Source organism: Microbacterium sp. PI-1, assembly GCF_004337555.1.
GTDB classification, from domain to species: Bacteria; Actinomycetota; Actinomycetes; order Actinomycetales; family Microbacteriaceae; genus Microbacterium; species Microbacterium aurugineum.
Map to the genome: position 1 here is coordinate 265503 of NZ_SJYZ01000002.1, position 26371 is coordinate 291873.

Annotated in this window: 27 protein-coding genes; 8 read left to right on the forward strand and 19 right to left on the reverse strand. The window is 66.4% G+C overall.

The features are described from left to right. Window positions 1–2: 2 nt before the first annotated feature. Window positions 3–1073: an anthranilate phosphoribosyltransferase gene (gene trpD / locus E0W80_RS03210; RefSeq protein ID WP_131491264.1), complete on the reverse strand. Its 1071-nt coding sequence runs from the start codon at window positions 1071–1073 to the stop codon at window positions 3–5. 287 nt (window positions 1074–1360) lie between these two features. Here trpD and E0W80_RS03215 point away from each other — a divergent pair, with 287 nt between their 5' ends. The 7 genes from E0W80_RS03215 (at window position 1361) to E0W80_RS03245 (ending at window position 7178) form a co-directional block, all read left to right on the forward strand. Then, the gene (locus E0W80_RS03215; RefSeq protein ID WP_226533298.1) at window positions 1361–1918 is read left to right on the forward strand and encodes a heme-copper oxidase subunit III; all 558 of its coding nucleotides are present in this window, start codon (window positions 1361–1363) and stop codon (window positions 1916–1918) included. Between the two features lie 20 nt (window positions 1919–1938). Beyond that, window positions 1939–2739 carry a c-type cytochrome gene (locus E0W80_RS03220; protein ID WP_047524047.1) on the forward strand — a complete coding sequence of 267 codons (801 nt, stop codon included), beginning with the start codon at window positions 1939–1941 and terminating at the stop codon, window positions 2737–2739. A 36-nt stretch (window positions 2740–2775) separates the two neighbouring features. Then, on the forward strand, window positions 2776–3852 hold the full coding sequence (locus E0W80_RS03225) for a Rieske (2Fe-2S) protein (RefSeq protein ID WP_131491266.1): 1077 nt from the start codon (window positions 2776–2778) through the stop codon (window positions 3850–3852). Then, the gene (locus tag E0W80_RS03230) at window positions 3849–5663 is read left to right on the forward strand and encodes a ubiquinol-cytochrome c reductase cytochrome b subunit (RefSeq protein ID WP_131491267.1); all 1815 of its coding nucleotides are present in this window, start codon (window positions 3849–3851) and stop codon (window positions 5661–5663) included. The genes E0W80_RS03225 and E0W80_RS03230 overlap by 4 nt, the downstream gene beginning before the upstream one ends. Window positions 5664–5743: 80 nt before the next feature. Beyond that, a complete protein-coding gene (locus E0W80_RS03235; RefSeq protein ID WP_131491268.1) occupies window positions 5744–6151 on the forward strand; it encodes a Rid family hydrolase in 408 nt (135 codons plus the stop codon). A 2-nt stretch (window positions 6152–6153) separates the two neighbouring features. Further along, complete coding sequence (locus tag E0W80_RS03240; protein ID WP_131491269.1) at window positions 6154–6669, forward strand: GNAT family N-acetyltransferase; 516 nt, start codon at window positions 6154–6156, stop codon at window positions 6667–6669. Window positions 6670–6758: 89 nt separating this feature from the next. Continuing rightward, window positions 6759–7178, forward strand: coding sequence for a rhodanese-like domain-containing protein (locus E0W80_RS03245; protein WP_131491270.1), 420 nt, complete (start codon window positions 6759–6761; stop codon window positions 7176–7178). A 67-nt stretch (window positions 7179–7245) separates the two neighbouring features. Here the strand turns inward: E0W80_RS03245 and E0W80_RS03250 are convergent, their stop codons facing one another. The 5 genes from E0W80_RS03250 to E0W80_RS03270 form a co-directional block, all read right to left on the reverse strand. Continuing rightward, on the reverse strand, window positions 7246–7680 hold the full coding sequence (locus E0W80_RS03250; protein ID WP_131491271.1) for a cytochrome c oxidase subunit 4: 435 nt from the start codon (window positions 7678–7680) through the stop codon (window positions 7246–7248). 3 nt (window positions 7681–7683) lie between these two features. Then, window positions 7684–9417, reverse strand: a complete 1734-nt coding sequence (ctaD, locus tag E0W80_RS03255; RefSeq protein WP_047524054.1) for a cytochrome c oxidase subunit I — start codon at window positions 9415–9417, stop codon at window positions 7684–7686. A gap of 3 nt (window positions 9418–9420) precedes the next feature. Continuing rightward, window positions 9421–10323 (reverse strand): cytochrome c oxidase subunit II, encoded by a 903-nt coding sequence (gene coxB, locus E0W80_RS03260; protein ID WP_131491272.1) that lies wholly within the window; start codon window positions 10321–10323, stop codon window positions 9421–9423. 143 nt (window positions 10324–10466) lie between these two features. After that, complete coding sequence (erpA, locus tag E0W80_RS03265) at window positions 10467–10829, reverse strand: iron-sulfur cluster insertion protein ErpA (RefSeq protein ID WP_017830247.1); 363 nt, start codon at window positions 10827–10829, stop codon at window positions 10467–10469. A gap of 70 nt (window positions 10830–10899) precedes the next feature. Further along, the gene (locus E0W80_RS03270; protein WP_131491273.1) at window positions 10900–12303 is read right to left on the reverse strand and encodes a dipeptidase; all 1404 of its coding nucleotides are present in this window, start codon (window positions 12301–12303) and stop codon (window positions 10900–10902) included. Window positions 12304–12349: 46 nt separating this feature from the next. On the opposite strand from E0W80_RS03270, the gene E0W80_RS03275 reads away from it, so the two are divergent. Then, the gene (locus E0W80_RS03275; protein ID WP_047524057.1) at window positions 12350–12922 is read left to right on the forward strand and encodes a DUF3043 domain-containing protein; all 573 of its coding nucleotides are present in this window, start codon (window positions 12350–12352) and stop codon (window positions 12920–12922) included. Here E0W80_RS03275 and E0W80_RS03280 read toward each other — a convergent pair. The 13 genes from E0W80_RS03280 to ftsZ form a co-directional block, all read right to left on the reverse strand. Next, on the reverse strand, window positions 12897–13934 hold the full coding sequence (locus tag E0W80_RS03280) for a quinone-dependent dihydroorotate dehydrogenase (protein ID WP_131491274.1): 1038 nt from the start codon (window positions 13932–13934) through the stop codon (window positions 12897–12899). The two genes, E0W80_RS03275 and E0W80_RS03280, sit on opposite strands and share 26 nt — an antisense overlap. A gap of 10 nt (window positions 13935–13944) precedes the next feature. Continuing rightward, complete coding sequence (gene nrdR / locus E0W80_RS03285) at window positions 13945–14415, reverse strand: transcriptional regulator NrdR (protein ID WP_047524059.1); 471 nt, start codon at window positions 14413–14415, stop codon at window positions 13945–13947. 10 nt (window positions 14416–14425) lie between these two features. Further along, window positions 14426–15730 (reverse strand): histidinol dehydrogenase, encoded by a 1305-nt coding sequence (hisD, locus tag E0W80_RS03290; protein WP_131491275.1) that lies wholly within the window; start codon window positions 15728–15730, stop codon window positions 14426–14428. A gap of 1 nt (window position 15731) precedes the next feature. After that, window positions 15732–16922, reverse strand: a complete 1191-nt coding sequence (locus E0W80_RS03295) for a hypothetical protein (RefSeq protein ID WP_131491276.1) — start codon at window positions 16920–16922, stop codon at window positions 15732–15734. Between the two features lie 71 nt (window positions 16923–16993). Continuing rightward, window positions 16994–20512 carry a DNA polymerase III subunit alpha gene (dnaE, locus tag E0W80_RS03300; protein ID WP_047524062.1) on the reverse strand — a complete coding sequence of 1173 codons (3519 nt, stop codon included), beginning with the start codon at window positions 20510–20512 and terminating at the stop codon, window positions 16994–16996. Between the two features lie 139 nt (window positions 20513–20651). Further along, entirely contained in the window at window positions 20652–21251 is a 600-nt protein-coding gene (locus E0W80_RS03305) for a GNAT family N-acetyltransferase (RefSeq protein WP_131491277.1), read from the reverse strand. A gap of 48 nt (window positions 21252–21299) precedes the next feature. Further along, window positions 21300–22220, reverse strand: a complete 921-nt coding sequence (locus E0W80_RS03310) for an RluA family pseudouridine synthase (protein ID WP_131491278.1) — start codon at window positions 22218–22220, stop codon at window positions 21300–21302. A gap of 1 nt (window position 22221) precedes the next feature. After that, entirely contained in the window at window positions 22222–22878 is a 657-nt protein-coding gene (gene lspA, locus E0W80_RS03315; protein WP_240740446.1) for a signal peptidase II, read from the reverse strand. A 9-nt stretch (window positions 22879–22887) separates the two neighbouring features. Further along, on the reverse strand, window positions 22888–23478 hold the full coding sequence (locus tag E0W80_RS03320) for a DivIVA domain-containing protein (protein WP_131491279.1): 591 nt from the start codon (window positions 23476–23478) through the stop codon (window positions 22888–22890). A gap of 181 nt (window positions 23479–23659) precedes the next feature. Next, window positions 23660–23959: a YggT family protein gene (locus E0W80_RS03325; protein WP_047524064.1), complete on the reverse strand. Its 300-nt coding sequence runs from the start codon at window positions 23957–23959 to the stop codon at window positions 23660–23662. Between the two features lie 3 nt (window positions 23960–23962). Beyond that, on the reverse strand, window positions 23963–24436 hold the full coding sequence (gene sepF / locus E0W80_RS03330; RefSeq protein ID WP_131491280.1) for a cell division protein SepF: 474 nt from the start codon (window positions 24434–24436) through the stop codon (window positions 23963–23965). A 43-nt stretch (window positions 24437–24479) separates the two neighbouring features. Then, window positions 24480–25187, reverse strand: coding sequence for a YggS family pyridoxal phosphate-dependent enzyme (locus E0W80_RS03335; protein WP_131491281.1), 708 nt, complete (start codon window positions 25185–25187; stop codon window positions 24480–24482). Then, window positions 25184–26326: a cell division protein FtsZ gene (ftsZ, locus tag E0W80_RS03340; RefSeq protein ID WP_131491282.1), complete on the reverse strand. Its 1143-nt coding sequence runs from the start codon at window positions 26324–26326 to the stop codon at window positions 25184–25186. The genes E0W80_RS03335 and ftsZ overlap by 4 nt, the downstream gene beginning before the upstream one ends. Between the last annotated feature and the right edge of the window lie 45 nt (window positions 26327–26371).

Genomic DNA, 26371 nt, shown 5'->3' on the forward strand with positions numbered 1-26371 from the left:
GGTCACTCCTTCGGTGACGAGAGTTCGCGACTCACACCGATCCACTGGTCGAGCTTCGCGTGCGCGCGCCCGTCGTCGATCGCGGCCGACGCCTTCTCATAGCCCTCGCGCAGGCGCTCCAGAATCGGACGCTGCACCTGACCAGCGTCCTGCGACAGCTCGAAGGCCACGATGCCGGCAGCGGCATTCAGCAGCACGATGTCGCGCACAGCGCCGGGTTCCCCCGCCAGCGTGCGTCGGAGCACCTCCGCGTTGTGCTGGGGCGAGCCACCGATCAGGTCGGCGAGATCGGCGATCGGGATGCCGAGGTCGCGCGGGTCGAGGTCATGCTCGTGGATGTCGCCGCGCGTGACCTCCCAGATCCGGCTGTGCCCGGTCGTGGTGAGTTCGTCGAGGCCGTCGTCCCCACGGAAGACGAGCGCCGTGGCGCCACGGGTCCGGAAGACACCGGTGATGAGCGGAACGCGCTCGATCTGCGCGACGCCGACGGCATTGGCTTCGGCACGTGCGGGATTGCAGAGCGGCCCGAGCATGTTGAAGACGGTGGGGACACCCAGCTCGGCGCGCACGGCGCCCGCGTGCTTGAAACCGGGGTGGAATGCGCCCGCCCATGCGAACGTGATGCCGGTGCGGTCGAGGATGGTCGCGACGGCCGCCGGATCGAGGGAGAGCTCGAGTCCCAGCGCCCCGAGGACGTCGGACGAACCCGAAGCCGAGCTTGCGGCCCGATTCCCGTGCTTGACCACTGGAACGCCAGTCGCACCGATGACGATCGCCGCCGTGGTCGACACGTTCACCGTGCCGACGCGGTCGCCGCCCGTTCCCACGATGTCGAGCACATCCGGCGACACCGGCAGCGGAACGGCCGCCTCGAGGATCGCATCACGGAAACCGACGATCTCGTCGATCGTCTCGCCCTTCGCCCGCAACGCGATGAGGAAGCCTGCGAGCTGGGCTTCGCTGACGTCGCCCTGCATGATCTGGCGCATGGCCCAGGTGGACTCCCAGACGCTGAGATCGCGACGCTCCAGCAGAGAAGTGAGCACGTCGGACCAGGTCAGCGAATCAGCCATGTGTGCGATCCTATCGGCGCGGAGAAAACATGCAGATCCTTCGCATCGGAGCTCCGATCCGCGGCCGACCGCTGTTTCCCGCGGATTCACCAGGTATTCGCAGGGTTTTCTTAGGGTCCCCTAAGTCGCAGACGGGTGAATCGAAGGGCGCTGGTGCAAGAATCACGCCCGAGATCGGCCATAATGGAGGGGTGACGACCTCAGCGACGTATGCCCCGGCGGCGAGAACGATTAAGCGGCCCAACCCGGTAGCTGTCGGCACCATTGTGTGGCTCGGCAGTGAGGTGATGTTCTTCGCGGGACTCTTCGCGATCTACTTCACCCTCCGCAGCACCTCACCGGAGCTGTGGGCTGACCGGACCGAGCTGCTGAACGTCCCGTTCGCCGCAGTGAACACTGCGATCCTGGTCCTGTCCTCGTTCACGTGCCAGATGGGCGTGTTCGCGGCAGAAGACCTGCAGCCCTACAAGATCGGCAAGGGGCAGAAGAACGGCGCCGGCCGCCGTCGTCTGTTCGGCTGGGGAATGGTCGAGTGGTTCTTCCTCACCTTCGCCCTCGGCGCGATCTTCGTGTCCGGCCAGGTCTGGGAGTACGCACAGCTGGTCGCTGAAGGCATGCCGATCGGCGCCGACTCCTACGCCTCGGCGTTCTACCTGACGACCGGCTTCCACGCCCTGCACGTCACCGGTGGGCTCGTCGCGTTCCTGCTCGTCATCGGCCGCGCCTACGCCGTCAAGAACTTCCGGCACAAGGAGGCGACCTCCTCGATCGTGGTGTCCTACTACTGGCACTTCGTCGACGTCGTCTGGATCGTGCTGTTCCTCGTTATCTACTTCCTGAAATAAGAGCGGAGCTGATCCCCGAGATGGCACGAGAGAAGAAGCGCCGTTCCAGCGGTCGTCGCAGCCCTTTGGCGGCGGCCGCGCTCATCGGAGCAGGCCTCATGATCACCGGCGCGGTCTATGCCGGTGCAACCGCCGCATTCGCAGCGTCCGACACGCAGGCTGCGACGACCCAGCTGACCGTCGAAGACGGCGAGAAGCTGTTCACGGCGAACTGCGCCACCTGCCACGGTCTCGACCTGCAGGGAACCGCCAACGGCCCCAGCCTCTACGGCGTGGGCGAGCTGGCGACCGAGTTCCAGCTGTCGACCGGTCGCATGCCTCTGCAGATGCAGGGACCGCAGGCGCCGCAGAAGGAGCCGCAGTTCACCGAAGAGCAGATCCTCGCGATCTCCTCGTTCGTGCAGTCCACGGCCCCCGGCCCGACCTTCCCGGACGAGCGCATCCTCGATGGGGAAGGCGACGTCTCGCACGGAGCCGAACTGTTCCGCGTGAACTGCGCCATGTGCCACAACGTGGCCGCAGCCGGTGGTGCACTCACCGAGGGCAAGTACGCCCCCGCCCTGACCGAGACCAGTGCCCTGCACATCTACGCGGCCATGGTCACCGGCCCGCAGAACATGCCGGTCTTCGGTGACATGAACCTGTCCGACGAGGACAAGCGCGACATCATCTCGGCTCTGCTCTTCCAGCAGCAGTCCGTGCAGGTCGGCGGCTTCTCGCTCGGCTCCCTCGGGCCGGTCTCCGAGGGACTGTTCGTGTGGATCTTCGGTATCGGCGCGCTCGTCGCCGCCACCGTGTGGATCACGGCGAAGTCCAACTGACGCTTATTCATCGAAGAGGAACGTACGAGGAGCACCATGGCACACGACGACGACTCGCAGGCTCTTGACAGGGCCTACCAGCCCTCTCCGGGGCTGGGTGTCGCAGTCAGCGATCCCGTGCAGAACCCCGGGCTTCCGCCGCATCGCGAGCGGATGACCGATAAGGACCCGCGCGCTGAGAAGGCCGCTGTCCGCACTGTCTACACGCTGTTCTACCTCTCGCTCGCGGGAAGCATCTGGGCGGTCGCCGCTTACATGCTGTTCCCGATCGAGAGCGGCGCGCTCATCGACATCCGGCAGAACAACCTCTTCATCGGTCTCGGGATCGCTCTCGCGCTCCTGGCCCTCGGAATCGGTGCGATCCACTGGTCCAAGGCGCTCATGTCCGACAAGGAGTTCATCGAGCACCGTCACCCCACGCGCGGCAAGGACTCGACGCGCGAGGCTGCGATCAAGGCCTTCTCCGACGCGAACGAGGAGTCGGGCTTCGGGCGCCGCTCCATGATCCGCAACTCCCTGTTCGCCGCGATCGTCGCCTCGATCATCCCCGGAGTCACGCTGTTCCGTGGCCTCGCACCGCACTCCACGCCTGACGACCCCCTCGCCGGCGACCCGGTCGCACTCCTCAAGCACACGATGTGGGAAGAGGGCAGCCGCCTCGTCCGCGACCCCGACGGCACCCCGATCCGCGCTGCGGACGTGACCCTCGGATCCGCGTTCCACGTGATCCCCGAAGAGCTCGCCACGCTCAGTCACCACGACGGCTACCTCGAGGAGAAGGCGAAGGCCATCGTCCTCATGATGCGCCTGCGTCCCGAGCAGCTGATCGAAGCTGAGGACCGCAAGGACTGGTCGTACGACGGCATCGTCGCCTACTCCAAGGTCTGCACGCACGTCGGCTGCCCCGTGGCCCTCTACGAGCAGCAGACCCATCACCTCCTGTGCCCGTGCCACCAGTCGCAGTTCGACGTCACGGACCACGCCAAGGTCATCTTCGGCCCTGCGGCACGTCCGCTGCCGCAGCTGCCCATCACCGTCGATGACGAGGGCTACCTGGTCGCACGCAGCGACTTCAAGGAACCCGTCGGCCCGAGCTTCTGGGAGCGCCATTGAGCACCGCAACGCTGTCCAAAGACGACAACGACACCAAGGCACCCCTCGGCGGTCGCTTCGTCGGTGCCGCGTCGAACTACATCGATGAGCGCACCAGCATCTCCGGTTTCGTCAAGGAACTCGGACGGAAGATCTTCCCCGACCACTGGTCGTTCATGCTCGGCGAGATCGCGCTGTGGAGCTTCGTCGTCGTGTTCCTCTCCGGAACCTTCCTGACGTTCTTCTTCGACGCGTCGATGGTCGAGACCCACTACACCGGCGCCTACGCCCCGATGCGTGGGATCGAGATGTCGGCGGCTCTCGAGTCTTCGCTGCACATCTCCTTCGATCTGCGAGGCGGCCTCCTGGTCCGTCAGATCCACCACTGGGCCGCTCTGGTGTTCATCGCCGGAATCGGCGTGCACATGCTCCGCGTGTTCTTCACCGGCGCATTCCGCAAGCCGCGCGAGCTCAACTGGGTCATCGGTTTCGTCCTGTTCATCCTCGCGATGGCAGAGGGCTTCACCGGCTACTCGCTCCCCGACGACCTGCTCTCGGGTAACGGCCTCCGCATCATCGACGGCATGATCAAGGGTCTCCCCCTGATCGGCACATGGACCTCGTTCCTCCTCTTCGGTGGCGAGTTCCCGGGAACCGACATCGTCGGACGTCTGTACACCCTCCACATCCTGTTGCTCCCGATGCTGGTCATCGCGCTGATCGTCGTGCACCTGATGCTGATGATCGTCAACAAGCACACGCAGTTCGCGGGCCCCGGCCGCACGAACGACAACGTCGTGGGCTACCCGATGATGCCGGTGTACATGTCGAAGATGGGCGGCTACCTGTTCATCGTGTTCGGCACCATCGTGCTGATCGCGACGTTCTTCCAGATCAACCCGATCTGGAACTACGGCCCCTACGACCCCTCGCCCGTCTCCGCCGGTACTCAGCCCGACTGGTACATCGGGTTCGCCGACGGCGCGCTGCGCCTGGCTCCCTCGAACTGGGACATCGTGTTCCTCAACCACACGTGGTCGTTCGGGATCATCGCCCCTGTCCTCGTACTCGGTCTGTTCATCGTGATCGTCGCGATCTATCCCTTCCTCGAGGCATGGGTCACCGGAGACAAGCGCGAGCACCACATCGCTCAGCGTCCCCGCAACGCGGCGACGCGTACGGCGATCGGTGCCGCCGGCGTCATCTTCTACGCGGTCCTGTGGGCAGCGGCTTCGTCCGACCTCATCGCGACGCACTTCATGCTCACGATGGAAGGCGTGATCCACACGCTGCAAGCGCTCCTGTTCCTCGGCCCGATCCTCGGATACTTCGTCACCAAGCGCATCTGCATCGCGCTGCAGAAGAAGGATCGTGAGATCGTCCTGCACGGATACGAGTCCGGACGCATCGTCCGCCTCCCCGGTGGTGAGTTCATCGAGGTGCACCAGCCTGTCGACAAGTACGACCGCTGGAAGCTCATCGACGTCGACAGCTACGAGCCCCTCGTGGTTCGCCCGAATGCCAAGGGCCGCATCCCGTGGACGGAGAACCTCCGTTCCTCGATCTCCCGCTGGTTCTTCGAGGACCGTATCGCTCCGCTCACGCAGGCCGAGGTCGAGGCAGCTGACGCCCATCAGCATCACGTCACGGCTCACAACGAGGAGACCGAGGCCGCAGAGATCCAGGGCGCCCACGAGCGCGCCGGCTTCCCTGACGCCCCGCTCACCGTCGATGAGACGCACGTCGACGAGACGCCGAACACCCCCAGCACGGTCATCGCCACCGAGCCGGTGAAGAAGCCTCGGAAGAAGAAGTCGGAGGACGGCGAGTAGTCGCCACTCCCCCATCGAAGAAGGCCCCGCTCACACGAACGGGGCCTTCTTCGTCACCCGCCCGATGAAAGGATCGAACCATGTCATCCGTCGTCCGCCTGATCCGTGCCGACAACCTCGCGGAAACCCCCTACGCTTACGCTGCCACCGCACCGGCCGGATCCCGCCTCATCTTCCTCGCCGGCGCGTGCCCGCTCAACGATGACGGCTCGACCGCTGCGCCCGGAGACTACGCGGCCCAGGCGGCACGCTGCGTCGAGACGCTCAAGGGCGCACTGGAGGTCGCGGGCGCCGACCTGACCGACGTGATCAGCACGCGCGTGCTCGTGGCGTCCACGTCGCAAGCAGACCTCGTCACGGCGTGGGATGTGATCCATGCCGCTTTCGGCGCGCACGATGTGCCCAGCACCCTGCTGGGCGTGACGGTCCTCGGCTATGACGACCAGCTCGTGGAGATCGAAGCGATCGCCGCCGTCGCCGACGGGTGATCATGGAGGTCTTGATCCGCGAGGCACGTCCCGCCGACGACGCAGCCACGGAGCGCATCGAGATCGCCGCGGACGTCCTGCTGGTCGAGAGGTTCGGTGCCGTCGATTGGCCGCCGCCCACGCCCCCGCACGAGCGTGCCACGGTGCCCGGGTTCGTACTCGTGGCCGAGCACGACGGCGATGAGACCTCGTCGTCGGACCTCATCGGCTTCGCGCATATTCTGGAGATCGAGGGAGGCACCCACCTCGAGCAGCTCTCGGTGCTTCCGCAGTTCGGGCGACGCGGTATCGGACGCCGACTGCTGGCGGCTGCGATGGCGGAGGCCCGACGCCGTGGCAGCTCGAGGATGACGCTTCGCACCTATGCGGATGTCCTCTGGAATGCGCCGTTCTACGCGTCCTGCGGTTTCGCCGTGACGACGCCGGACACCCCTCTGCTGTGCAGCCTGGTCCAGGTCGAGGAGGAGCTCGGTCTCCTGCGCCACGGGCCCCGCGTGCAGATGACGGTACGCCTCTGACCGCGGCGGCGATATCGCTGACCGTTTTCGCACGCCGATCGGCAGGAACACGAAGGACGCCGCGGAGCTCGGCGAAATAGGCTGGGCACATGATCGACCGTGCCGACTACTACGCCGCCAAACTCGCCTACGAGACCGACGCCAGCGATGTCCATGCAGCCCGTCAGGCCCAGAGCGACATCGTCGTGGTCGATGTACGGTCCGAAGAGGCATGGGCACAGGGGCGCGTGGCCGGTGCCATCCATATGCACTACAGCGAGATCGCGGCGAGAGCACCGCGTGAGATCTCCCCCGGTGCCGAGGTCGTGGTGTACTGCTGGAGCCCCGGCTGCAACGCCGGCGCCAAGGGCGCACTCGAGTTCTCCCGACTGGGCTACAACGTGCGTGAGATGATCGGCGGCTTCGAGTACTGGGTGCGCGAAGGCCATCCGGTCGAAGACGCCGACGGGACGCACCGACGTCCGGTCGACCCACTGACCGGGATTGCGCGCATCCGAACCCGCGCCTGACCGCCTCGCGCTGAAACATGAAGAAGGCCCCCGGACGGATCCGGGGGCCTTCTCGACGTCAGTCGCGTCAGCGAGCGAAGTAGCCGCGGTAGTACTCGTACACCCAGCCGACGATCGCGACGACGAAGATCGCGAGGCCGATCGGGAGCAGGAAGTGCCCCACAGCCAGGCCGACGACGAAGACTCCCGCAGAAGCGGCGAGCACGATCGGCCACCAGGACCACGGGCTGAACTCGCCGAGCTCGGGGTCACCGTCGTCGATGTCCGCGGTGAGGATGTCTTCGGGGAGCTCACCGCTCTGCGCCTTGTGCGTGCGGTCCAGGTAGAACGCGATCATCGCGGCCATGAACGCCGAGAAGAACAGAGCGACCGTACCGACCCACTCGATCCGCATGGCGAAGTCGTCCGCCGGCGTTGCGAGGATGTGCCAGCCGGTGTAGATGACACCGACGAGGGCGAAGAACGCCGTCAGGATCCACCAGAGAATGACATTGTCGCGCATGACTTAGTGGGCCTCTCGCTCGCCGGGTGCCGTGGTCGCGAACTCGGCGGCCTCCGGGTGGTTCAGGTCGAACGCAGGACGCTCGCTGCGAATGCGCGGGATCGACGTGAAGTTGTGACGCGGCGGCGGGCAGGACGTCGCCCATTCGAGCGAAGCGCCGTACCCCCAGGGGTCGTTGACCGTGACCTTCGGTGCCTTGCGAGCCGTGATCCAGACGTTCAGGAAGAACGGGAGCATCGAAGCGCCGAGGATGATCGCTCCGATCGTCGACACCTGGTTCTGCCAGGTCCAGCCGTCGGCGGCCGAGTAGTCCGCGTAGCGACGGACCATTCCGTCGACACCCAGCCAGTGCTGGATGAGGAACGTCATGTGGAAGCCGATGAAGAGCAACCAGAAGTGCACGTAGCCGAGACGCTCGTTGAGCATGCGCCCGGTCCACTTGGGCCACCAGAAGTAGAAGCCGGCGAACATGGCGAACACGACCGTGCCGAACACCACGTAGTGGAAGTGCGCGACGACGAAGTAGGAGTCGGAGAGCGCGAAGTCCAGCGGCGGGGCTGCCAGGATCACACCGGTCAGACCACCGAAGACGAACGAGACCAGGAACCCGAGGGCGAACACCATCGGCGTCTCGAAGGTCACGGACCCTCGCCAGAGAGTTCCGATCCAGTTGAAGATCTTCACGCCGGTCGGCACCGCGATGAGCATCGTCATCAGAGCGAAGAACGGCAGCAGGACCGAGCCGGTGACGTACATGTGGTGAGCCCACACCGCCACCGAGAGCGCGGCGATCGCGATCGTGGCGTAGACGAGCGTCTTGTACCCGAAGATCGGCTTGCGGCTGAAGACCGGGAAGATCTCCGACACGATGCCGAAGAACGGCAGGGCGATGATGTAGACCTCAGGGTGCCCGAAGAACCAGAACAGGTGCTGCCAGAGCAGGACACCACCGTTGGCCGGGTCGTAGATGTGGGCGCCGAGGATACGGTCCGCGGCTGCGGCGAAGATGGCCGCAGCGAGGACCGGGAACGCCATCAGGATCAGAAGGCTCGTGATGAGCGTGTTCCACGAGAAGATCGGCATGCGCCACATCGTCATACCAGGAGCACGCATCGTGATGATCGTGGTGATGAAGTTGACGGCACCGAGGATCGTTCCGAAACCGGAGATTCCCAGTCCCACCATCCACAGGTTCCCACCGGCGCCCGGAGAGAAGGACGCTCCGGCGAGTGGCTGATAGGCGAACCACCCGAAGGAGGCCGCGCCCTGCGGCGTGAGGAAGCCCGCGACCGCGATGGTCGAGCCGAAGAGGAAGAGCCAGAAGGCGAAGGCGTTCAGACGCGGGAAGGCGACGTCGGGCGCACCGATCTGCAGCGGAAGGATCGCATTGGCGAAACCTGCGAACAGCGGCGTCGCGAACATCAGCAGCATGATCGTGCCGTGCATCGTGAACAGCTGGTTGTACTGCTCCTTGGTCGGGATGATCTGCATTCCCGGCGCGAACAGCTCAGCACGGATGACGAGGGCCATCACACCGCCGAGGAGGAAGAACATCACCGAGGCGATCAGGTACATGTACCCGATGGTCTTGTGGTCGGTGGACGTGATCCACTTGACGACGATGTTGCCCTTCTGCTCCACGCGCGAGGAGCTCATGAGAGCGGCCTGGCGGGCGGGCAGACTGGTGGGACGAGATCTGGGAGCCTCGTCGGTACGGGGAGCTTCAGTGGTCGACATGGCTTACTCCCCTCCTTCCTCGGTGTCGGTCGTCGGGGTCGTTCCCGGGAAGTTCGAGAGACGGTCGTAGGCGTCGGTGATGTCGCCCGTGTTGCCCTTCTCTTCGAGCGTCTGGAGGTAGGCCTCGTAATCGTCCTCGGAGACGACCTTCACGTTGAAGAGCATCATCGAGTGGTATTCACCGCAGAGCTCGGCGCACTTACCGGCGTACTCGCCCTCGCGGGTCGGGATGAAGGACCACGAGTTGTCCTTCCCGATGTACATGTCCTTCTTGTAGAGGAAGTCGATGATCCAGAAGGAGTGGATGACGTCACGCGACTGAAGGTTGATCGTGACCTTCTTGTCGACGGGCAGCACCAGCGTGGGCAGCTGCGCCTGGTCGATGTTGCCGTCCTTGTCCGGCTGAGCCTGGATGCCCATCGTCCATACGGCGTCGGAGTTGTCCTCTTTGTCACCGTCGTACTGGAAGTCCCACGCCCACTGCTTGGCGATCGCGGTGATCTCGACATCGGGGTCGTCCCACTTGGCTTCGATCGCGGTCTGGTCGCGAGCCGTGAAGAAGAACATGCCCAGCACGAGGAAGAGCGGCACGATCGTGTAGAAGATCTCGATCGGCATGTTGTAGCGCATCTGCACCGGCAGGCCGGTCTGGCCCTTGCGACGGCGGTACGCGATCGCAGCCCAGGCCATCAGGCCCCAGGTGATGATTCCGACGGCGAGGAGCACGATCCACGAGTTCACCCAGAGCGACGAGACGCGCTCGGTCTGATTGGTGGCTGCGGGGCCATCCTCCACGAAGCCCGGAAGAAAGCCGTTCAGCTCGGTGGGAGAGCATCCCGCCAGGGCCAAGGCTGCCGCAACTCCCACAGGGAGGGCGGCCCAACGAAGGCTGCGTTTCGAGGGCACGATGCACCTTTCAGATCGCGAACAGAGCACACCCAAGTCTAGGGCAACCTCACACCTGATTCATGCCATCCACGCAGGTTGCTGGATGCAGAACGGCCGCCGTCACCGATCGGTGACGGCGGCCGTGGTCCGCGAAGCGAGGATCAGTGGAAGCTGTCGCCGCACGCGCAGCTACCCGCCGCGTTGGGGTTGTCGATCGTGAAGCCCTGCTCGGAGATCGTGTCCTTGAAGTCGATCGCCGCACCATCGAGGTACGGGACGCTCATGTTGTCGATGATCACCTCGACGCCGTCGAAGTCGACGGTCTCATCGCCTTCGAGGTAGCGCTCGTCGAAGTACAGCTGATAGATCAGGCCCGAGCAGCCACCGGGCTGCACGGCGACACGGAGGCGCAGATCGTCGCGCCCCTCCTGTTCGAGGAGGTTCTTGACCTTCGTGGCGGCAGCGTCGGTCAGGGTGACGCCGTGTGCGCGGGTGGTCTCTGGGGAGAGGGTGGTGTCGCTCATGTCGCTCCTTGTGACGGGCCGCAGGTGCACGGCTTCTCGGACGATTCTACCGCCGCAGACGCTGTGAGGCTCAGAGTTGGGTGGCATTCATCCGAGCCAGGAGCAGAGCCTCGCTCGCGACGGCATGGCGGAACGTATCCAGGTGCAGCGACTCGTTCGGGCTGTGCGCCCGCGAGTGGGGGTCTTCGACCCCGGTCACCAGGATCTGTGCGGCGGGGAACTCCCGCACCAGATCCGCGATGAAGGGGATGGATCCGCCCACGCCGAGGTCGACCGGAGCGACTCCGTAGCCGTCGCGCATCGCGTCACGGGTCAACGCCACGGCCCACCCGCTCGTGTCGACCAGGAAGCCGTCGCCGAGATCGACGTCGGAGAACGTGAGCTCCGCGCCGAACGGTGCATGGGCGCGGAGGTGGGCTTCGAGCGCCTCGTAGGCTTCCTGCCCCGTCTGGCCCGGTGCGACACGAGCACTGATCACCACGGTGACCTCGGGAAGGAGCGTGTTGGAGGCTGCGGCGACGGTCGTGGAGTCGATACCGATGACGGTGACCGCGGGCTTGTTCCAGATCCGGCTGAGGATCGTCCCGTTGCCGATCGGTGTGGTGGCGGGAAGCAGCCCGGCCTCATCCCGCAGCGTCGCCTCGGTGTAGTCCGGAGTGGCCGCATCGCGCGCGGTCATCCCCTCGACCGCGACCGCGCCGTCCTCGTCCCAGAGCGTCGCGAGCAGCGTGACGGTGGCCATCATCGCGTCGGGCACCGCACCGCCGAACATCCCCGAGTGCGACGCGTGGTCGAGTGTGCGCACACGCAGCGTGAAGCGCGCGTTGCCGCGCAGCGAGACCGTGAGTCCCGGCGTCACGGAGTCCCAGTTGCCGGAGTCCGCCACGACGATCGCGTCTGCGCGCAGAGCCTCCTTGTTGTCGGAGAGGAACTGCGCGAAGGAGCGGGAACCGTACTCCTCCTCCCCCTCGATGAACATCGCGATACCCAGGTCGAGATCGTCCCCGAGGACCTCGCTGACCGCCCGGATCGACGCGATGTGCGCCATGACCCCCGCTTTGTCATCCGCCGCACCACGCCCGTAGAGACGTCCGTCCCGCACCGTCGGCTCGAACGGCGGCGTCTCCCATAGGGCGTCGTCCCCCGGAGGCTGCACGTCGTGGTGCGCGTAGAGGAGGATCGTCGGCTTCCCGTTCCGCGCCGCACGGGTGGCGAGGACCGCCGGCTGCCCCTGCTCCTCGGTGCCGGGGATCGCTGCGCGCAGCACACGGACCTCATCGAAGACACCGGTGTCCTCGGCCAGTGACGCGACAGCTGCCGCGCTGCGCTCCAGTTGCGTCTGATCGAACGCCGGCCATGCCATCCCGGGGATCCGCACGAGGTGTCCGAGATCCGACAGCGCAGCGGGGATTCCGGTGGCCACGGCTTCGAGAACGGCGGCATCGGGCTCAGGGGGAAGAACAGGAGAGGTCATGCGAGTAATCTTAAGGTGATCCCCCGCCAGCGAACCGAGGAACTCCGTGTCCACTAACCCCGCCTCCCCTTCGACGAACGACGACGCCTCCGAGACGACTGCCGTCGGCAAGGGGCGCGCGACGCCGACCCGCGCGGAGCAGGAGGCAGCACGTCGCCGCCCCCTGGTCGCCAACACCAAAGAGGCGAAGGCGGCTGCCAAAGCCGAGCTCAACGAGCGTCGCGCTCGCGCCCAGGCCGGCATGGCCGCCGGCGAGGAGAAGTACCTCCCGGTCCGCGACAAGGGCCCGCAGCGCCGCTGGGTGCGCGACTACGTGGACGCGGGGTGGCACCCGGCCGAGTTCGTGATGGGCGTCATGGTGCTGGTCATCCTCGCCTCGCTCCTGCCGACGAACATGATGATCTCGTTCTACGCCTACATCGTCATGATGGGGTATCTCGTGATCGCGATCGGCGGCATGGTGCTGCTCGGGATGCGGGTCAAGCGGAAGGCCGCAGCGAAGTTCGGCAAGGAGCGCCTCGAGCGCGGCCTCGGCTGGTACGCCGCGATGCGCGCGCTGCAGATGCGCTTCATGCGACTGCCGAAGCCGCAGGTCAAGCGCGGCCAGTACCCCGACTGACCAGCCCCCTGTTGATCTCGCGGCCCCAGAACGGACCGCGGTACAGGAATCCCGTGTAACCCTGAACGAGAGTGGCACCGGCCTGCAGACGCTCCTGCACATCGGCCGGGGTCTCGACTCCACCGACCGCGATCACGCAGAACTCTGCCGGTACGGCGTCACGCACGATCCGGAGCACTTCGAGCGAGCGCTTCTTCAGCGGCGCCCCCGACAGTCCGCCCGCGCCCGCGGCTTCGATCGACGCCGCGTCCGTGAGCAGTCCGTCTCGACTGATCGTGGTGTTGTGCGCGATGATTCCGGCGAGCCCCTCGGCCACGGCCAACTCCGCGATGGCGGTGATCTCGTCATCCGGAAGATCCGGAGCGATCTTGACGAGCAGCGGCGTGGACCCCGATGCTTCCTTGACCGCCCGGAGCAACGGTGCCAGCGTCTCCACTGCCTGCAGCCCGCGCAGTCCCGGGGTGTTCGGCGAGGACACGTTCACCGCGAGGTAGTCGGCCAGCGGGGCGAGGCGGGTTGCCGAGGCCACGTAGTCGGCGGTCGCATCCTCGACGTCCACGATGCGGCTCTTACCGATGTTGACGCCGATCACCGTGTCCGGTGCGCCACGGCGCAGTCGAGCGAGGCGACGGGCGACCGCATCAGCGCCGTCGTTGTTGAACCCCATCCGGTTGACGACGGCGCGGTCCGCCAACAGACGGAACAGACGCGGCTTGGGATTCCCCTCCTGCGGGATCGCCGTCACGGTACCGATCTCCACGTGGCCGAACCCGAGGGCCGCCAGTCCGCGGACGCCGACGGCGTTCTTGTCGAAACCGGCCGCGATGCCGAAGGGCGACGGGAAGCTGAGCCCGAGTGCGTCGACACGCAAGGACGGATCCGGCGCGGTCAGGGCACGGGTCGCCCAGGAGAACGGCGGCACTCCGAGGACGCGGATCACCGCCATGCCGGCGTGATGGGTGAACTCGGGATCGAAGCGCGAGAGGACAGCGCGGAAGAGCAGCGGATACATCCCTGCCAGATTACCGCTCCTCGGCCTCCTGCTTCGTGTGGTCGGCGCGGAGGTCGGTGATCGCCGCCTCGAAGTCCTCGAGCGAGTCGAACGCCTGGTAGACGCTGGCGAAGCGGAGGAAAGCGACCTCATCGAGATCACGCAGCGGACCGAGGATGGCCAGACCGATCTCGTTCGTGTCGAGCTGCGACACCCCCGTCTGGCGAACAGCCTCCTCCACGCGCTGCGCGAGGATGGCGAGATCGGCCTCGGTCACCGGCCGCCCCTGACACGCCTTGCGCACGCCGGAGATGACCTTCTCCCGGCTGAAAGGCTCCATCACGCCGGAACGCTTGATGACGTTGAGGCTCGCCGTCTCGGTGGTCGTGAAACGGCCCCCGCACTCTGGGCACTGACGACGCCGCCTGATCGAGAGCCCGTCGTCACTCGTGCGGGAGTCGATGACGCGGGAGTCGGGATGACGGCAGAAGGGGCAGTGCATCTGACCGATCCTACGCGGTGAAGCGCGCCTCGATCGCCTCACCGTGCGCCGGCAGCGCCTCGGACTCGGCGAGAGCGACGACCCCCGCTCGGACAGCGGCCAGTGCGGCCCTGTCGTAGGAGATCACCTGCTGAGGACGCAGGAACGTGTACGCGCCGAGTCCCGGTGCATACCGCGCCTGACCGCCGGTCGGGAGCACGTGGTTGCTCCCTGCCATGTAGTCCCCCAGGCTCACCGGCGTCTGGTCTCCGACGAAGACCGCTCCGGCGCTCGTGAAGGCCGACGCGGCGCTCTCGGCATCGGCGAGGTGGAGTTCGAGGTGCTCGGGCGCGTAGGCGTTGCTGAACGCGGTCGCCATGGCGCGATCGTCGACGAGGACGATCGCCGACTGCGGTCCTCCCAAGGACGCGGCGACACGCTCGCTGTGACGGGTGAGGACGGAGATCCGCTCGACTTCGGTGGCGACGCGTGCAGCGAGCTCCGCGGCGTCCGTGACCAGTACCGCGGATGCCTGTTCGTCGTGCTCCGCCTGGCTCACGAGGTCGGCGGCGATGAGGCGCGGATCGGCATCGGCATCGGCGACGACCAGGATCTCGGTCGCGCCGGCCTCCGAGTCCGTCCCGACGACGCCGGCGACCGCGCGCTTGGCGGAGGCGACGTAGTTGTTGCCGGGCCCGGAGACGACGTCGACGGGGTCGAGCCCGAGCGAGGCGACACCGTGCGCGAACGCGCCGATCGCCCCCGCTCCGCCCATCGCATAGACCTCGGTCACGCCCAGCAGGGCGGCCGCGGCGAGGATCGTCGGGTGGATTCGCCCTCCCTGATCCGCCTGCGGCGGCGATGCCAATGCGATCTGCTCCACACCTGCCACCTGAGCCGGCACGACGTTCATGATCACGCTGGACGGGTAGACCGCTTTCCCACCGGGGATGTACACACCCACGCGGTGGACGGGCTGCCAGCGCTGCGTGATGACGGCACCGTCGCCGATGCGGGTGACCTGCGCGGCCGGAACCTGGGCTGCGGAGGCCAGTCGCACGCGGCGGATCGCCTCCTCGAGAGCGGTACGCACTTCGGGGGCGAGCTCGGCCAGCGCCTCGTCGATGTGGGCGGCGGGAACCCGGACGGAGTGTCCGGCGACCCGGTCGAAGCGTTCCGCCTGCTCACGGAGAGCGGCCTCACCGCGGTCGCGGACGTCGTCCACGAGGCGGGCGGCGGTGTCGAGCGCCTCGGCACGCGCCTGTGTGGCTCGCGGTACGGCGGCGAGCATGTCAGCGGGCGAGAGCTCGCGCCCCCGCAGATCGATCGTGCGCATTTCAGCCTTTCGTGATGTCGGAGATGTCGTGGAGGTAGCCGATCCGCCCGTCGTCATGTCGCACGACGTAGGCACCTCCACGGTCTTCGATCACGAGCGCCCAGGCATTCGGGCCGATGCGGAACAACGCGTCACCGCGTTCGTCGTGGACGTCACGCTCAGAGGGCGCGAGGATCCAGAACGGCTGCGCGACGGGAGTCGACTCGCGCGGGTTCGTCGCATCGAGGTCCGCGTCGGCGAAACCCTCCACGATCGGAGCTTCCGTGTCGTCCGGGACGACAGCGGTCTCGTATGTCGCAGCGGTCTCGAGGAGGGACTCGATGCTCCCGGTGTCCGAGACGATCTCGGGCTCCTGCCCCCGAGAACGCCGAGAGTACGTGGGCACGTACTCCTCGTCATCTGTGCCGTGCACGGTGCCGATGTCACCACCGGACGCGTGTGCCGTGAGGGGCACCTGAGCGGCGAGGTCGACGCGCTCGACCTCGTCCGTGGCCTGGCTCCCGGAATCCCGGCTGTCTGCGTCTGCGACCGGAGGAAGCGCGGAAGCATCCACGCCCACATCCGTCCGGTCGCCGTCGGCGGCGGTCTGTGGCTCGGGCTCCGTGAGGACCGGTTCGGGTCGCGGTCGCGCGATGACGGGGCGCACCGGATTGGCGTTGCGGTGGGCGAGGGTGACCAGACGTCCGTGGAAGTCCTCTTTCAGCCCCGGGATGAGTGGAGCGAAGACCGTGAGCACGACCAGGGCCAGAGCGGCGACGGCCATCACCACCCCGCTCCACGGAAGTGACCAGAACCCGGTGGCGATCAGCCCTGAGATCGTGAGCCACACGTTCCCGGCCCAGACGACGGCTGCGACCGAGAAGGCCACAGAGGCGAATTGGTCGATGCCGAGCGACCCGACGCGACGGATACCGTCAGGCGAGAAGCGACGGAGCACGAGCAGGAACACGGCGACCGTGGGGACACCAACCGGAAGGATCCACTGGATTCCGACGCCCCAGAGCGAGGCGCCCCCGGCCAGCGGGAAGAACGACACGACGAAGGAGACCAGCCACACGCTGACGATGAGAAGCTCACGGAGGGTGAATCCGAGGATCCCGTACTCCGGAGTCACCTCATCGTCGTAGAGGACACCGTCGTCATCGCTGAAATCCGCATCTTCGACACCCGGCTCAGGGAGTTCCGTGCTCATGCGTGGTCCTTTCGTCACCGTGCTCGACGGGGGGATTCGTCGTGCTGCCGACGGCTCATGATCCTACCCGCTCACCCCAGACAGGTGGGTCCGAGAAGGGACTTGAGGTCACCGAAGAGGTCTGCCGAGACCTTCACCGGCATGGGCACCTCGAAGACCTTCGCAGTGCCGCCGCGGTGCACGCGGAGCAGCACCTCCGTGTCGCCGTTGTGCCGACGCAGGACCTCGGCGAGCTCACCCATCACCCGCTCGGTGGCACGTTGCTCCGCCAAGACCAACGACAGTGGCCCTGCGGCGTCGAACGAGCCGATGTCGGGCGCGAACGCGGACTGCGCGTGCAGGTTGAGGCCGTCATCACGACGGGACACGCGCCCGCGCACGGCGAGGATCGCGTCCTGTTGCAAGGTGTGCTGGAACTCGGTGTACGTCTTGCCCATGAACATCACGGTGACCTCGCCGTTGAAGTCCTCGACCGTGATCATGCCGTACGGATTACCGCTCGCCTTGGCCACGCGGTGCTGCACACTGGTCACGAGGCCCGCCACAGTCACCTGATCGCCGTCCTGCAGGTCTTCGGAGTTGTTGAGGTCATGGATCGAGATCGACGCATGCTTCGCGAGCGGCACCTCGAGCCCGGCCAGCGGGTGATCGGAGACGTACAGGCCGAGCATCTCCCGCTCGAAGGCGAGCTTGTCCTTCTTGACCCACTCGGGGCGGGCCGGCACCTTGGCCGGAGCGGCCTCTTCCATGCCGTCGTAGAGACTGTCGAAGTCGAACCCGATCGCGCCCTGTGCCTCGTTGCGCTTGCGGTCGACGGCTGCCTCGACCGCGTCTTCGTGCACTTCCATGAGCGCTCGGCGGGTGTCGCCCATCGAGTCGAAGGCGCCGGCCTTGATCAGGGACTCCACGGTGCGCTTGTTCGAGACATGCAGCGGCACGGTGTCGAGGAAGTGGTGGAACGAGGTGAACCGCTCCCCCTTGCGCGCCTGCACGATCCCTTCGACGACGTTGCTGCCGACGTTGCGCACAGCGCCGAGGCCGAAGCGGATGTCGTCTCCGACGGCCGCGAAGAAGTTGATCGAGTCCGAGACGTCGGGCGGAAGGACTTTGATCCCCATGCGACGGCACTCGTTCAGGTACAGGGCCATCTTGTCCTTGGAGTCGCCCACGCTGGTGAGCAACGCCGCCATGTACTCGGCGGGATAGTGCGCCTTGAGGTATGCGGTCCAGTACGACACGAGTCCGTACGCCGCGGAGTGGGCCTTGTTGAAGGCGTAGTCGGAGAAGGGCAGCAGGATGTCCCACAGCGCCTTGATCGCGTCCTCGCCGAAGCCGCGCTCCTTCATCCCGCCCGCGAAGCCCTCGTACTGCTTGTCGAGCTCCGACTTCTTCTTCTTGCCCATCGCGCGACGGAGGATGTCTGCTTGTCCGAGGCTGAAGCCGGCGACGGCCTGAGCGATGGCCATGACCTGCTCCTGGTAGATGATGAGCCCGTACGACTCCTCCAGGATCTCCGCGAGCGGCGCTTCGAGCTCGGGATGGATGGGGGTGATCTCCTGCACCCCGTTCTTGCGCAGTGCGTAGTTGGTGTGCGAGTTCGCGCCCATCGGACCCGGGCGATACAGGGCGATGAGGGCCGAGATGTCACCGAAGTTGTCCGGCTTCATCAGGCGCATCAGCGAGCGCAGCGGCGGACTGTCGAGTTGGAAGACGCCCAGGGTGTCTCCGCGCGCGAGCAGCTGATACACACCCGGGTCGTCGAGACCGAGGTGCTCGAGGTCGAGTTCTTCGCCCCGGTTCGTCCGGATGTTGTCGAGCGCATCGGAGATGATCGTGAGGTTGCGCAGCCCGAGGAAGTCCATCTTGATCAGCCCGAGCGACTCACACGACGGGTAGTCGAACTGCGTGACGATCTGGCCGTCCTGCTCGCGCCTCATGATCGGGATGATGTCGAGCAGCGGATCGGACGACATGATCACGCCGGCGGCGTGGACGCCCCACTGACGCTTCAGCCCTTCGAGACCGAGAGCGCGGTCGAAGACGGTCTTGGCCTCCGGGTCGGTCTCGATCAGCGTGCGGAACTCGCTCGCTTCCTTGTACCGGGGGTGCGCCGAGTCGAACATGCCGTCCAGGGGCATGTCCTTGCCCATCACGGGCGGCGGCATCGCCTTCGTGAGGCGCTCCCCCATGCTGAAGGGGAACCCGAGAACGCGCCCGGCGTCCTTCAGCGCCTGCTTCGACTTGATCGTGCCGTAGGTGACGATCTGGGCGACGCGCTCGGATCCGTACTTCTCGGTGACGTATTCGATGACCTCGCCGCGGCGACGATCATCGAAGTCGACGTCGAAGTCGGGCATCGAGACACGGTCGGGGTTGAGGAAGCGCTCGAAGATCAGACCGTGCTCGAGCGGGTCGAGGTCGGTGATCCGCATCGCGTAGGCGACCATCGACCCGGCACCCGAACCACGGCCGGGACCGACACGGATGCCGTTGTCCTTGGCCCAGTTGATGAAGTCTGCGACGACGAGGAAGTAGCCGGGGAAACCCATCTGCAGGATGATGCCGGTCTCGTACTCGGCCTGCTTGCGCACCTTGTCGGGGATGCCACCGGGGTACCGGTAGTGCAGGCCGGCCTCGACCTCCTTGATGAGCCAGCTGTCCTCGGTCTCACCGTCTGGGACCGGAAAGCGCGGCATGTAGTTCGCCGAGGTGTCGAACTCGACCTCGCAGCGCTCGGCGATCAGGAGTGTGTTGTCGCAGGCCTCGGGGTGATCGCGGAACAGCTGCCGCATCTCGGCGGCGGTCTTGATGTAGTAGCCGTCGCCGTCGAACTTGAAGCGGTTCGGATCGTCCATGGTGGAGCCCGACTGCACGCACAGCAGAGCCTCGTGAGCGTCGGCCTCGTGCTGGTGCGTGTAGTGCGAGTCGTTGGTCGCGACGAGCGGGATGTTGAGGTCTTTCGCGAGGCGGAGCAGGTCGGTCATCACCCGTCGCTCGATGGAGAGACCGTGGTCCATGATCTCGGCGAAGTAGTTCTCCTTGCCGAAGATGTCCTGGAACTCTGCAGCCGCCGCGCGTGCCGCGTCGTACTGCCCCAGCCGCAGCCGCGTCTGGATCTCGCCGGAGGGGCATCCTGTGGTCGCGATGATGCCCTTGCCGTAGGTCTGGAGCAGCTCGCGGTCCATGCGGGGCTTGAAGTAGTAACCCTCCATGCTCGACCGGGAGCTGATCCGGAAGAGGTTGTGCATGCCCGCGGTGCTCTGGCTCCACATCGTCATGTGGGTGTACGCGCCCGAACCGGAGACGTCGTCGCTCTTCTGGTCGGGTGAGCCCCACTGCACGCGCGTCTTGTCGCTGCGGTGCGTGCCCGGGGTCATGTATGCCTCGAGCCCGATGATGGGCTTGATGCCCGCGTTCCGCGCCGCGTTGTAGAACTCGAATGCCGCGAAAGTGTTGCCGTGATCGGTCACTGCGATGGCCGGCATCCCGTATTCGGCGGCTGCCTGGGTCATCGCATTGATCTTCGCCGCACCGTCCAGCATGGAGTACTCGCTGTGCACGTGCAGGTGGACGAAGGAGTCGGATGCCATGCCTTCGAGTCTACGGCGGAGCCCCGACACCGGAGGTCGGCGGGGGGCTGCGTCGAGGTTCCCTCACGGCAGTGAATCGACGACGCCTAACTCCGAAAGTCATGTAGGAATTGAGACGTCAGCCTCGCTCTGTCTGTGGTCACGCTTTCTTCGACGATCTCTGTGGCGTCCCCAGGTCGAGCCTCATCAGCACCCGCGGGAACCCGTCGAGTACGGAACCCGTATCCGCGGCCTTCACGAATCCTGCACTCTCGAAGAGCGCTCGCGTGCCGACGTACGCCATCGTCAGATTCACCTTCTCGCCCCCGTTGTCTACCGGATACCCCTCGATGGCGGGCGCGCCGCGCTCCGTCGCATATGCGACAGCACCGTCGATCAGCGCATGGGAGATGCCCTGCTTCCGGTACCCGGGGCGTACCCGGAGACACCACAGCGACCAGACGTCGAGGTCATCGATCCGCGGGATGAGCCGATTGCGGGCGAAGCTCGTGTCGCGTCGCGGATGCAGTGCCGCCCAGCCGACAGGCTCGTCGTCGAGATAGGCGATCACGCCGGGGGGAGGGTCCTCGTGGCACAGCTCACGCACCCGGTCGGCGCGGGCCGGACCCTTCAGCGCAAGGTTCTCCTTGTTGCCGATGCGATAGCTCAGGCAGAAGCACACGTTCGACGTCGGCTTCTTCGGCCCGACGAGGGTTGCGACGTCGTCGAACACGGTTGCAGGACGAACCTCGATGCTCATGCGCTCAGTGTCGCGCACGACACCGACATCGGGCCGGCGCAGCGCCGACTATTCGCCGCGCAGGACGTCCAACGCGTGGCGGAAGTCTGCCGGATAGGGCGACTCGAACTGCACCCAGTCCCCCGTCGCCGGGTGCGCGAACGCGAGCTGATGTGCGTGCAGCCACTGACGTGTGAGCCCGAGCCGGGCTGACATCGTGGGGTCGGCGCCGTACAGCGGATCGCCGACGCACGGATGCCGATGAGCAGCCATGTGCACGCGGATCTGATGCGTGCGCCCCGTCTCGAGATGGATCTCGAGGAGCGAAGCGCCCGGAAAAGCTTCGAGCGTCTCGTAGTGGGTCACCGAGGGCTTCCCGTCGGGAACGACGGCGAACTTCCAGGAGTGGTTCGGATGGCGCCCGATGGGCGCGTCGATCGTTCCCGCCAGCGGATCAGGATGCCCCTGCACGACCGCGTGATAGATCTTCTCGACCGTACGGTCCTTGAACGCCTGCTTCAGCGTCGTGTACGCCTGCTCAGACTTCGCCACGACCATGAGGCCGCTCGTGCCGACGTCCAGCCGGTGCACGATCCCCTGACGCTCGGCGGCACCGCTCGTCGCGACGCGGAATCCGGCGGCCTCGAGTGCGCCGACGACGGTGGGGCCCTCCCACCCGACGGACGGATGCGCGGCCACGCCCGTGGGCTTGTCGACCACGATGATGTCGTCGTCGTCGTACACGACCCCGAGCTCGGGAACCGCGATCGGAATGACTCGCGGCGCCTCCTTCGGCGCCCATTCGACTTCGAGCCAGCCACCACCGCGCAAGCGGTCAGACTTGTCGAGCGTCACGCCGTCCAGACGGACTCCGCCGGCCGCGGCGACATCCGCAGCGAAGGTGCGGGAGAAACCCATCAGCTTCGCGAGCGCGGCATCCACCCGCGTGCCGTCCAAGCCGTCAGGAACCGGCAGAGATCGGGACTCCACGTCAGCGGCCTTCCGATGCGGGAGCCGCATCCTCCGAAGGTGCGTCATCGTCGCCCGCGTCCACCTCGTCCGCGTCCGTCTCTGTCGCCCCCTCGGCGGCGATCGCCGCAGCTTCCGCCTCTTCCTCGGTCTCGACCACCGCGTGATCGCGCTCGCGCGTACCGTCGAAGCGCAGGCCGAAGACCACGAGCAGGGCCACCGAGATCATGCCGGTGACGATGAAGATGTCCGCGACGTTGAAGATGGCCGGCATCATCCACGGCATCGAGATCATGTCGACGACATGTCCCACCGGGAACCCGGGCTCCCGGAACAGTCGATCGGTGAGGTTGCCGAGCACGCCGCCGAGCAGGCAGCCGAGAACCACGGCCCACAGCCGGGACTTGAGCCCGAACGCCTTCCAGATGATGATCGACGCGACGACCGCGAGGGCGATCGTGAAGATCCAGGTGACCTCGGAGCCGAGCGAGAATGCCGCGCCGGGGTTGCGGACGTAGTACAGCTGAAGGAACTCACCGAGAACCGGGACCGGTACCTGCAGCGGCAGGTTCTCGATCGTGAGGTACTTCACAAACTGATCGGCGGCCAGTACGAGCGCTGCGAGGATCGCAACGATCGCACCGGCCGCCGACCGACGAAGGGGACGACGTCCTGACAAGAGGGCGCCTTACAGACCGATCGCGGAGACGGGCGTGGAGTCCGTGGACGCCGACTTCTCGTCGAGCTCGCGGAGCTGGCCTTCGATGTATCCGCGCAGCTGCGAGCGGTAGTCGCGCTCGAAGTTGCGGAGTTCGGTGATGCGAGCCTCGAGCGTGTTGCGCTCGCGCTCCAGGCGTGCCGACTCCTCGCGCTGCTTGGCCTCGGCCTCGGTGCGGATCCGGGCGACCTCGGTCTCGGCCTCGGCGATGAGCGCGTTGCGCTTCGCCTCACCCTCGGCGACGTGCTCGTCGTGCAGACGCTGTGCGAGCTCGATGATGCCGGCGGTCGCGGTCGCGGAGCCGGTCGGAGCAGGCTCTGCGGGAACCTCGGCCACGGGAGCCGGAGTCTCGGGCGCCGCAGGTGCCGCGGCCGGAGCGGCGGCCTCGCCGGACTCGTAGGCGGCCAGCTTGGCTTTCAGCTCGACGTTCTCTTCGAGAGCCTTGCGCCACTCGATGACGATCTCGTCGAGGAAGTCGTCGACCTCATCCGGGTCGAAGCCGTCCTTGAAGCGGACGTGCTGGAACTGCTTGGTGACGACGTCATCCGGGGTAAGTGCCATGAGTGGCTCCTCTTTCGATGAGTACGAATGCCAGTATCGATGTATGGCGTGGTCGTGATGTGGCGCGAACCCGGGGCGCGCACCTGGGTGCCAGCATAGCCCCCGCGCCTCAGCGCCGCGATGTCACGACACCCAGAGAACACGAAGTCCACGTGGCGGATCCGGGCGGATCGCCGGGAGTTCAGCGGATGAACAGCCGCACGATGTTCATCAGGACCAGCACGATCAACAGGGTGAGCGTGAACCCGAAATCGAGCGACAGGGAACCGATCCGCAGTGGCGGGATGAGCCGCCGGAAGAACCGGATGGGCGGATCCGTGACCGTGTAGACAGCCTCAGCGGCGACCAGACCGAACCCCTTGGGACGCCACTCCCGATTGAAGAGGGGGATGTAGTCCAGGATGAGGCGCGCGAAGAGCACGAAGATGTAGAGCAGCAGCACCAGATGAACGATGCTCGCTGCGACGGAGACCAACTCCACGAGCTACGACTGGTCGAAGCCCGCAGACTCAGCGTCTGCGTGCGCGATGCCCCCGTGGCCCGAAACGGCGATGTTCTCCGGCGAGAGCAGGAACACCTTCGAGGTGACCCGCTCGATGCGGCCGTACAGGCCGAGGGAGAGTCCGCTCGCGAAGTCGATGAGACGGCGCGCGTCGGCATCGCTCATCTGGGAGAGGTTGATGATGACCGGGACGCCCTCGCGGAAGCTCTCCGCGATCAGCTGAGCGTCGCGGTACTGCTTGGGGTGGACGGTGAGGATCTCGTTCACGGCTCCTGCAGAGGGCTGGCGGACGGCGACGGGACGACGGAGGGGCGTGACGGGAGCCGGAGCCGGCTCTTCGCGCTCGCGGTCGCGCTCGCGGTGAGCGCGCGCAGGAGCCTGCGTCTCCTCCTCGTAGACCTCTTCCTCGTCGGCGAGGCCGAGATACACCATGGTCTTCTTCAGCGGGTTACCCATCGTGTCCTCCGGTTCGAACGTTTGGGGCTGGTCTTTTCACAGGTTAACCCCGGTCGGGCCGGGGGCCGGTGATTGCGGAGCCGATCCGCAGGTGTGTCGCGCCGGCGTCGATCGCCTCCACGAAGTCGCCGGTCATCCCGGCGGAGATCCACGATGCGGAGGGCTGAACGGCGCGGACGCCCTCAGCGACGGCACGCAAGCGGGCGAATGCGGCGCCGGGTTCCTCATCCAGTGGCGCGACCGCCATGACGCCCCGCAGACGGAGCGATGGCAGCGCCAGCACGTGCTCGGCGAGTGCGACGGCGTCAGCGGGTGCCACTCCCCCTCGACCAGGATCGTCGGTGAGGTTGACCTGTACGAGCACGTCGAGGAGGCCATCGTCCTGGGCCGCGCGGTCCAGCGCGTCGGCGAATCGGCCCCGGTCGACGGAATGCACGACGTCGGCGCTGCGCCGGATGGCCGCGGCCTTGTTCGTCTGCCCCTGGCCGATGAAGTGCCAGGTCAGGTCGAGGGCTGCGAGTTCCGCCTGCTTCGCCGACAGTTCCTGTTGCCGGTTCTCTCCCACGTCGTGCACGCCGAGCGCGTGCAGTTCACGGACCAGAGACGCCGGATGGAACTTCGTCACGACGATGCGGGTGAGCTCCGCCGGATCCCGCCCCGCGGTGCGCGCGGCGACGGCGATGCGTTCGTCGATCGCCGTCAGCCGCGCCGCCAGGTCCGACCGCCCCTGCCCGTCGGCCGCAGTGGTCACTTCAGGAATTCGGGGATGTCGATGTCGTCGTCTGCGAAAGCCGGCTCGATGCTGGTGGTCGGCACTCGCTGCTGCACCGGCTCTGCCGGTGCCGCGTCGCTCTTCGCCTGCGGCTCCTCCTCGAGGGAGACCTCGGGGAGAGTCGCCGCCGAGGGCCGGGAGACGACCATCGGGTCCAGTCGGAGCGAAGGCTCACCACCGTCGAATCCGGCCGCGATGACGGTCACGCGCACCTCGTCGCCGAGAGTGTCGTCGATGACGGTACCGAAGATGATGTTCGCCTCGGGGTGTGCCGCTTCCTTGACGAGGTCAGCCGCGTCGTGGATCTCGAAGATGCCGAGGTTCGAACCTCCCTGGATCGAGAGCAGCACGCCGTGCGCACCCTCGATGGAGGCCTCGAGCAGCGGCGATTCGACCGCGAGCTCGGCGGCCTTGATCGCGCGATCGGCACCGCGGGCGGAGCCGATGCCCATGAGGGCGGAACCTGCGCCCTGCATGACCGACTTGACGTCGGCGAAGTCGAGGTTGATCAGGCCCGGGGTCGTGATCAGGTCGGTGATGCCCTGGACACCGGCGAGGAGCACCTGGTCCGCGGTGGCGAAGGCCTCGATCATGGAGATCCCACGGTCGCTGATCTCGAGCAGACGGTCGTTCGGCACCACGATGAGGGTGTCGACCTCTTCCTTGAGCTTCGCGACGCCCGCCTCTGCCTGGCTCTGGCGACGGCGACCTTCGAACGAGAACGGCTTGGTGACGACACCGATGGTCAGCGCGCCGATGGACTTCGCGATGCGGGCCACCACGGGAGCACCACCGGTTCCGGTGCCGCCTCCCTCGCCGGCGGTCACGAAGACCATGTCCGCACCGGTCAGGGCCTGCTCGATCTCCTCGGCGTGGTCCTCCGCGGCACGGCGCCCCACCTCGGGGTCTGCTCCGGCGCCGAGACCACGCGTGAGTTCCCGACCGACGTCGAGCTTGACGTCGGCATCGCTCATGAGCAGCGCCTGGGCGTCGGTGTTGACGGCGATGAACTCGACTCCGCGGAGACCGAGATCGATCATGCGGTTGACGGCGTTGACGCCGCCACCGCCGACGCCGACGACCTTGATCACGGCGAGGTAGTTCTGGTTCTGGCTCATGGCCGGCCTCCGATTATTCGAGCCTGAAAAGGATGAACCTTAAAC

What these genes read in the sequence shown, in the direction of transcription:
- E0W80_RS03240 (WP_131491269.1), top strand. Translation starts at nt 6,154, where the DNA reads ATGGAGGTCTTGATCCGCGAGGCACGTCCCGCCGACGACGCAGCCACG.
- trpD (WP_131491264.1), bottom strand. Translation starts at nt 1,073, where the DNA reads ATGGCTGATTCGCTGACCTGGTCCGACGTGCTCACTTCTCTGCTGGAG.
- ctaD (WP_047524054.1), bottom strand. Translation starts at nt 9,417, where the DNA reads ATGTCGACCACTGAAGCTCCCCGTACCGACGAGGCTCCCAGATCTCGT.
- sepF (WP_131491280.1), bottom strand. Translation starts at nt 24,436, where the DNA reads ATGGGTAACCCGCTGAAGAAGACCATGGTGTATCTCGGCCTCGCCGAC.
- E0W80_RS03245 (WP_131491270.1), top strand. Translation starts at nt 6,759, where the DNA reads ATGATCGACCGTGCCGACTACTACGCCGCCAAACTCGCCTACGAGACC.
- E0W80_RS03235 (WP_131491268.1), top strand. Translation starts at nt 5,744, where the DNA reads ATGTCATCCGTCGTCCGCCTGATCCGTGCCGACAACCTCGCGGAAACC.
- erpA (WP_017830247.1), bottom strand. Translation starts at nt 10,829, where the DNA reads ATGAGCGACACCACCCTCTCCCCAGAGACCACCCGCGCACACGGCGTC.
- E0W80_RS03320 (WP_131491279.1), bottom strand. Translation starts at nt 23,478, where the DNA reads ATGGCACTTACCCCGGATGACGTCGTCACCAAGCAGTTCCAGCACGTC.
- E0W80_RS03305 (WP_131491277.1), bottom strand. Translation starts at nt 21,251, where the DNA reads ATGAGCATCGAGGTTCGTCCTGCAACCGTGTTCGACGACGTCGCAACC.
- nrdR (WP_047524059.1), bottom strand. Translation starts at nt 14,415, where the DNA reads ATGCACTGCCCCTTCTGCCGTCATCCCGACTCCCGCGTCATCGACTCC.
- ftsZ (WP_131491282.1), bottom strand. Translation starts at nt 26,326, where the DNA reads ATGAGCCAGAACCAGAACTACCTCGCCGTGATCAAGGTCGTCGGCGTC.
- E0W80_RS03250 (WP_131491271.1), bottom strand. Translation starts at nt 7,680, where the DNA reads ATGCGCGACAATGTCATTCTCTGGTGGATCCTGACGGCGTTCTTCGCC.
- E0W80_RS03295 (WP_131491276.1), bottom strand. Translation starts at nt 16,922, where the DNA reads ATGAGCACGGAACTCCCTGAGCCGGGTGTCGAAGATGCGGATTTCAGC.
- E0W80_RS03220 (WP_047524047.1), top strand. Translation starts at nt 1,939, where the DNA reads ATGGCACGAGAGAAGAAGCGCCGTTCCAGCGGTCGTCGCAGCCCTTTG.
- E0W80_RS03225 (WP_131491266.1), top strand. Translation starts at nt 2,776, where the DNA reads ATGGCACACGACGACGACTCGCAGGCTCTTGACAGGGCCTACCAGCCC.
- E0W80_RS03215 (WP_226533298.1), top strand. Translation starts at nt 1,361, where the DNA reads ATGTTCTTCGCGGGACTCTTCGCGATCTACTTCACCCTCCGCAGCACC.
- E0W80_RS03270 (WP_131491273.1), bottom strand. Translation starts at nt 12,303, where the DNA reads ATGACCTCTCCTGTTCTTCCCCCTGAGCCCGATGCCGCCGTTCTCGAA.
- E0W80_RS03280 (WP_131491274.1), bottom strand. Translation starts at nt 13,934, where the DNA reads ATGTATCCGCTGCTCTTCCGCGCTGTCCTCTCGCGCTTCGATCCCGAG.
- hisD (WP_131491275.1), bottom strand. Translation starts at nt 15,730, where the DNA reads ATGCGCACGATCGATCTGCGGGGGCGCGAGCTCTCGCCCGCTGACATG.
- dnaE (WP_047524062.1), bottom strand. Translation starts at nt 20,512, where the DNA reads ATGGCATCCGACTCCTTCGTCCACCTGCACGTGCACAGCGAGTACTCC.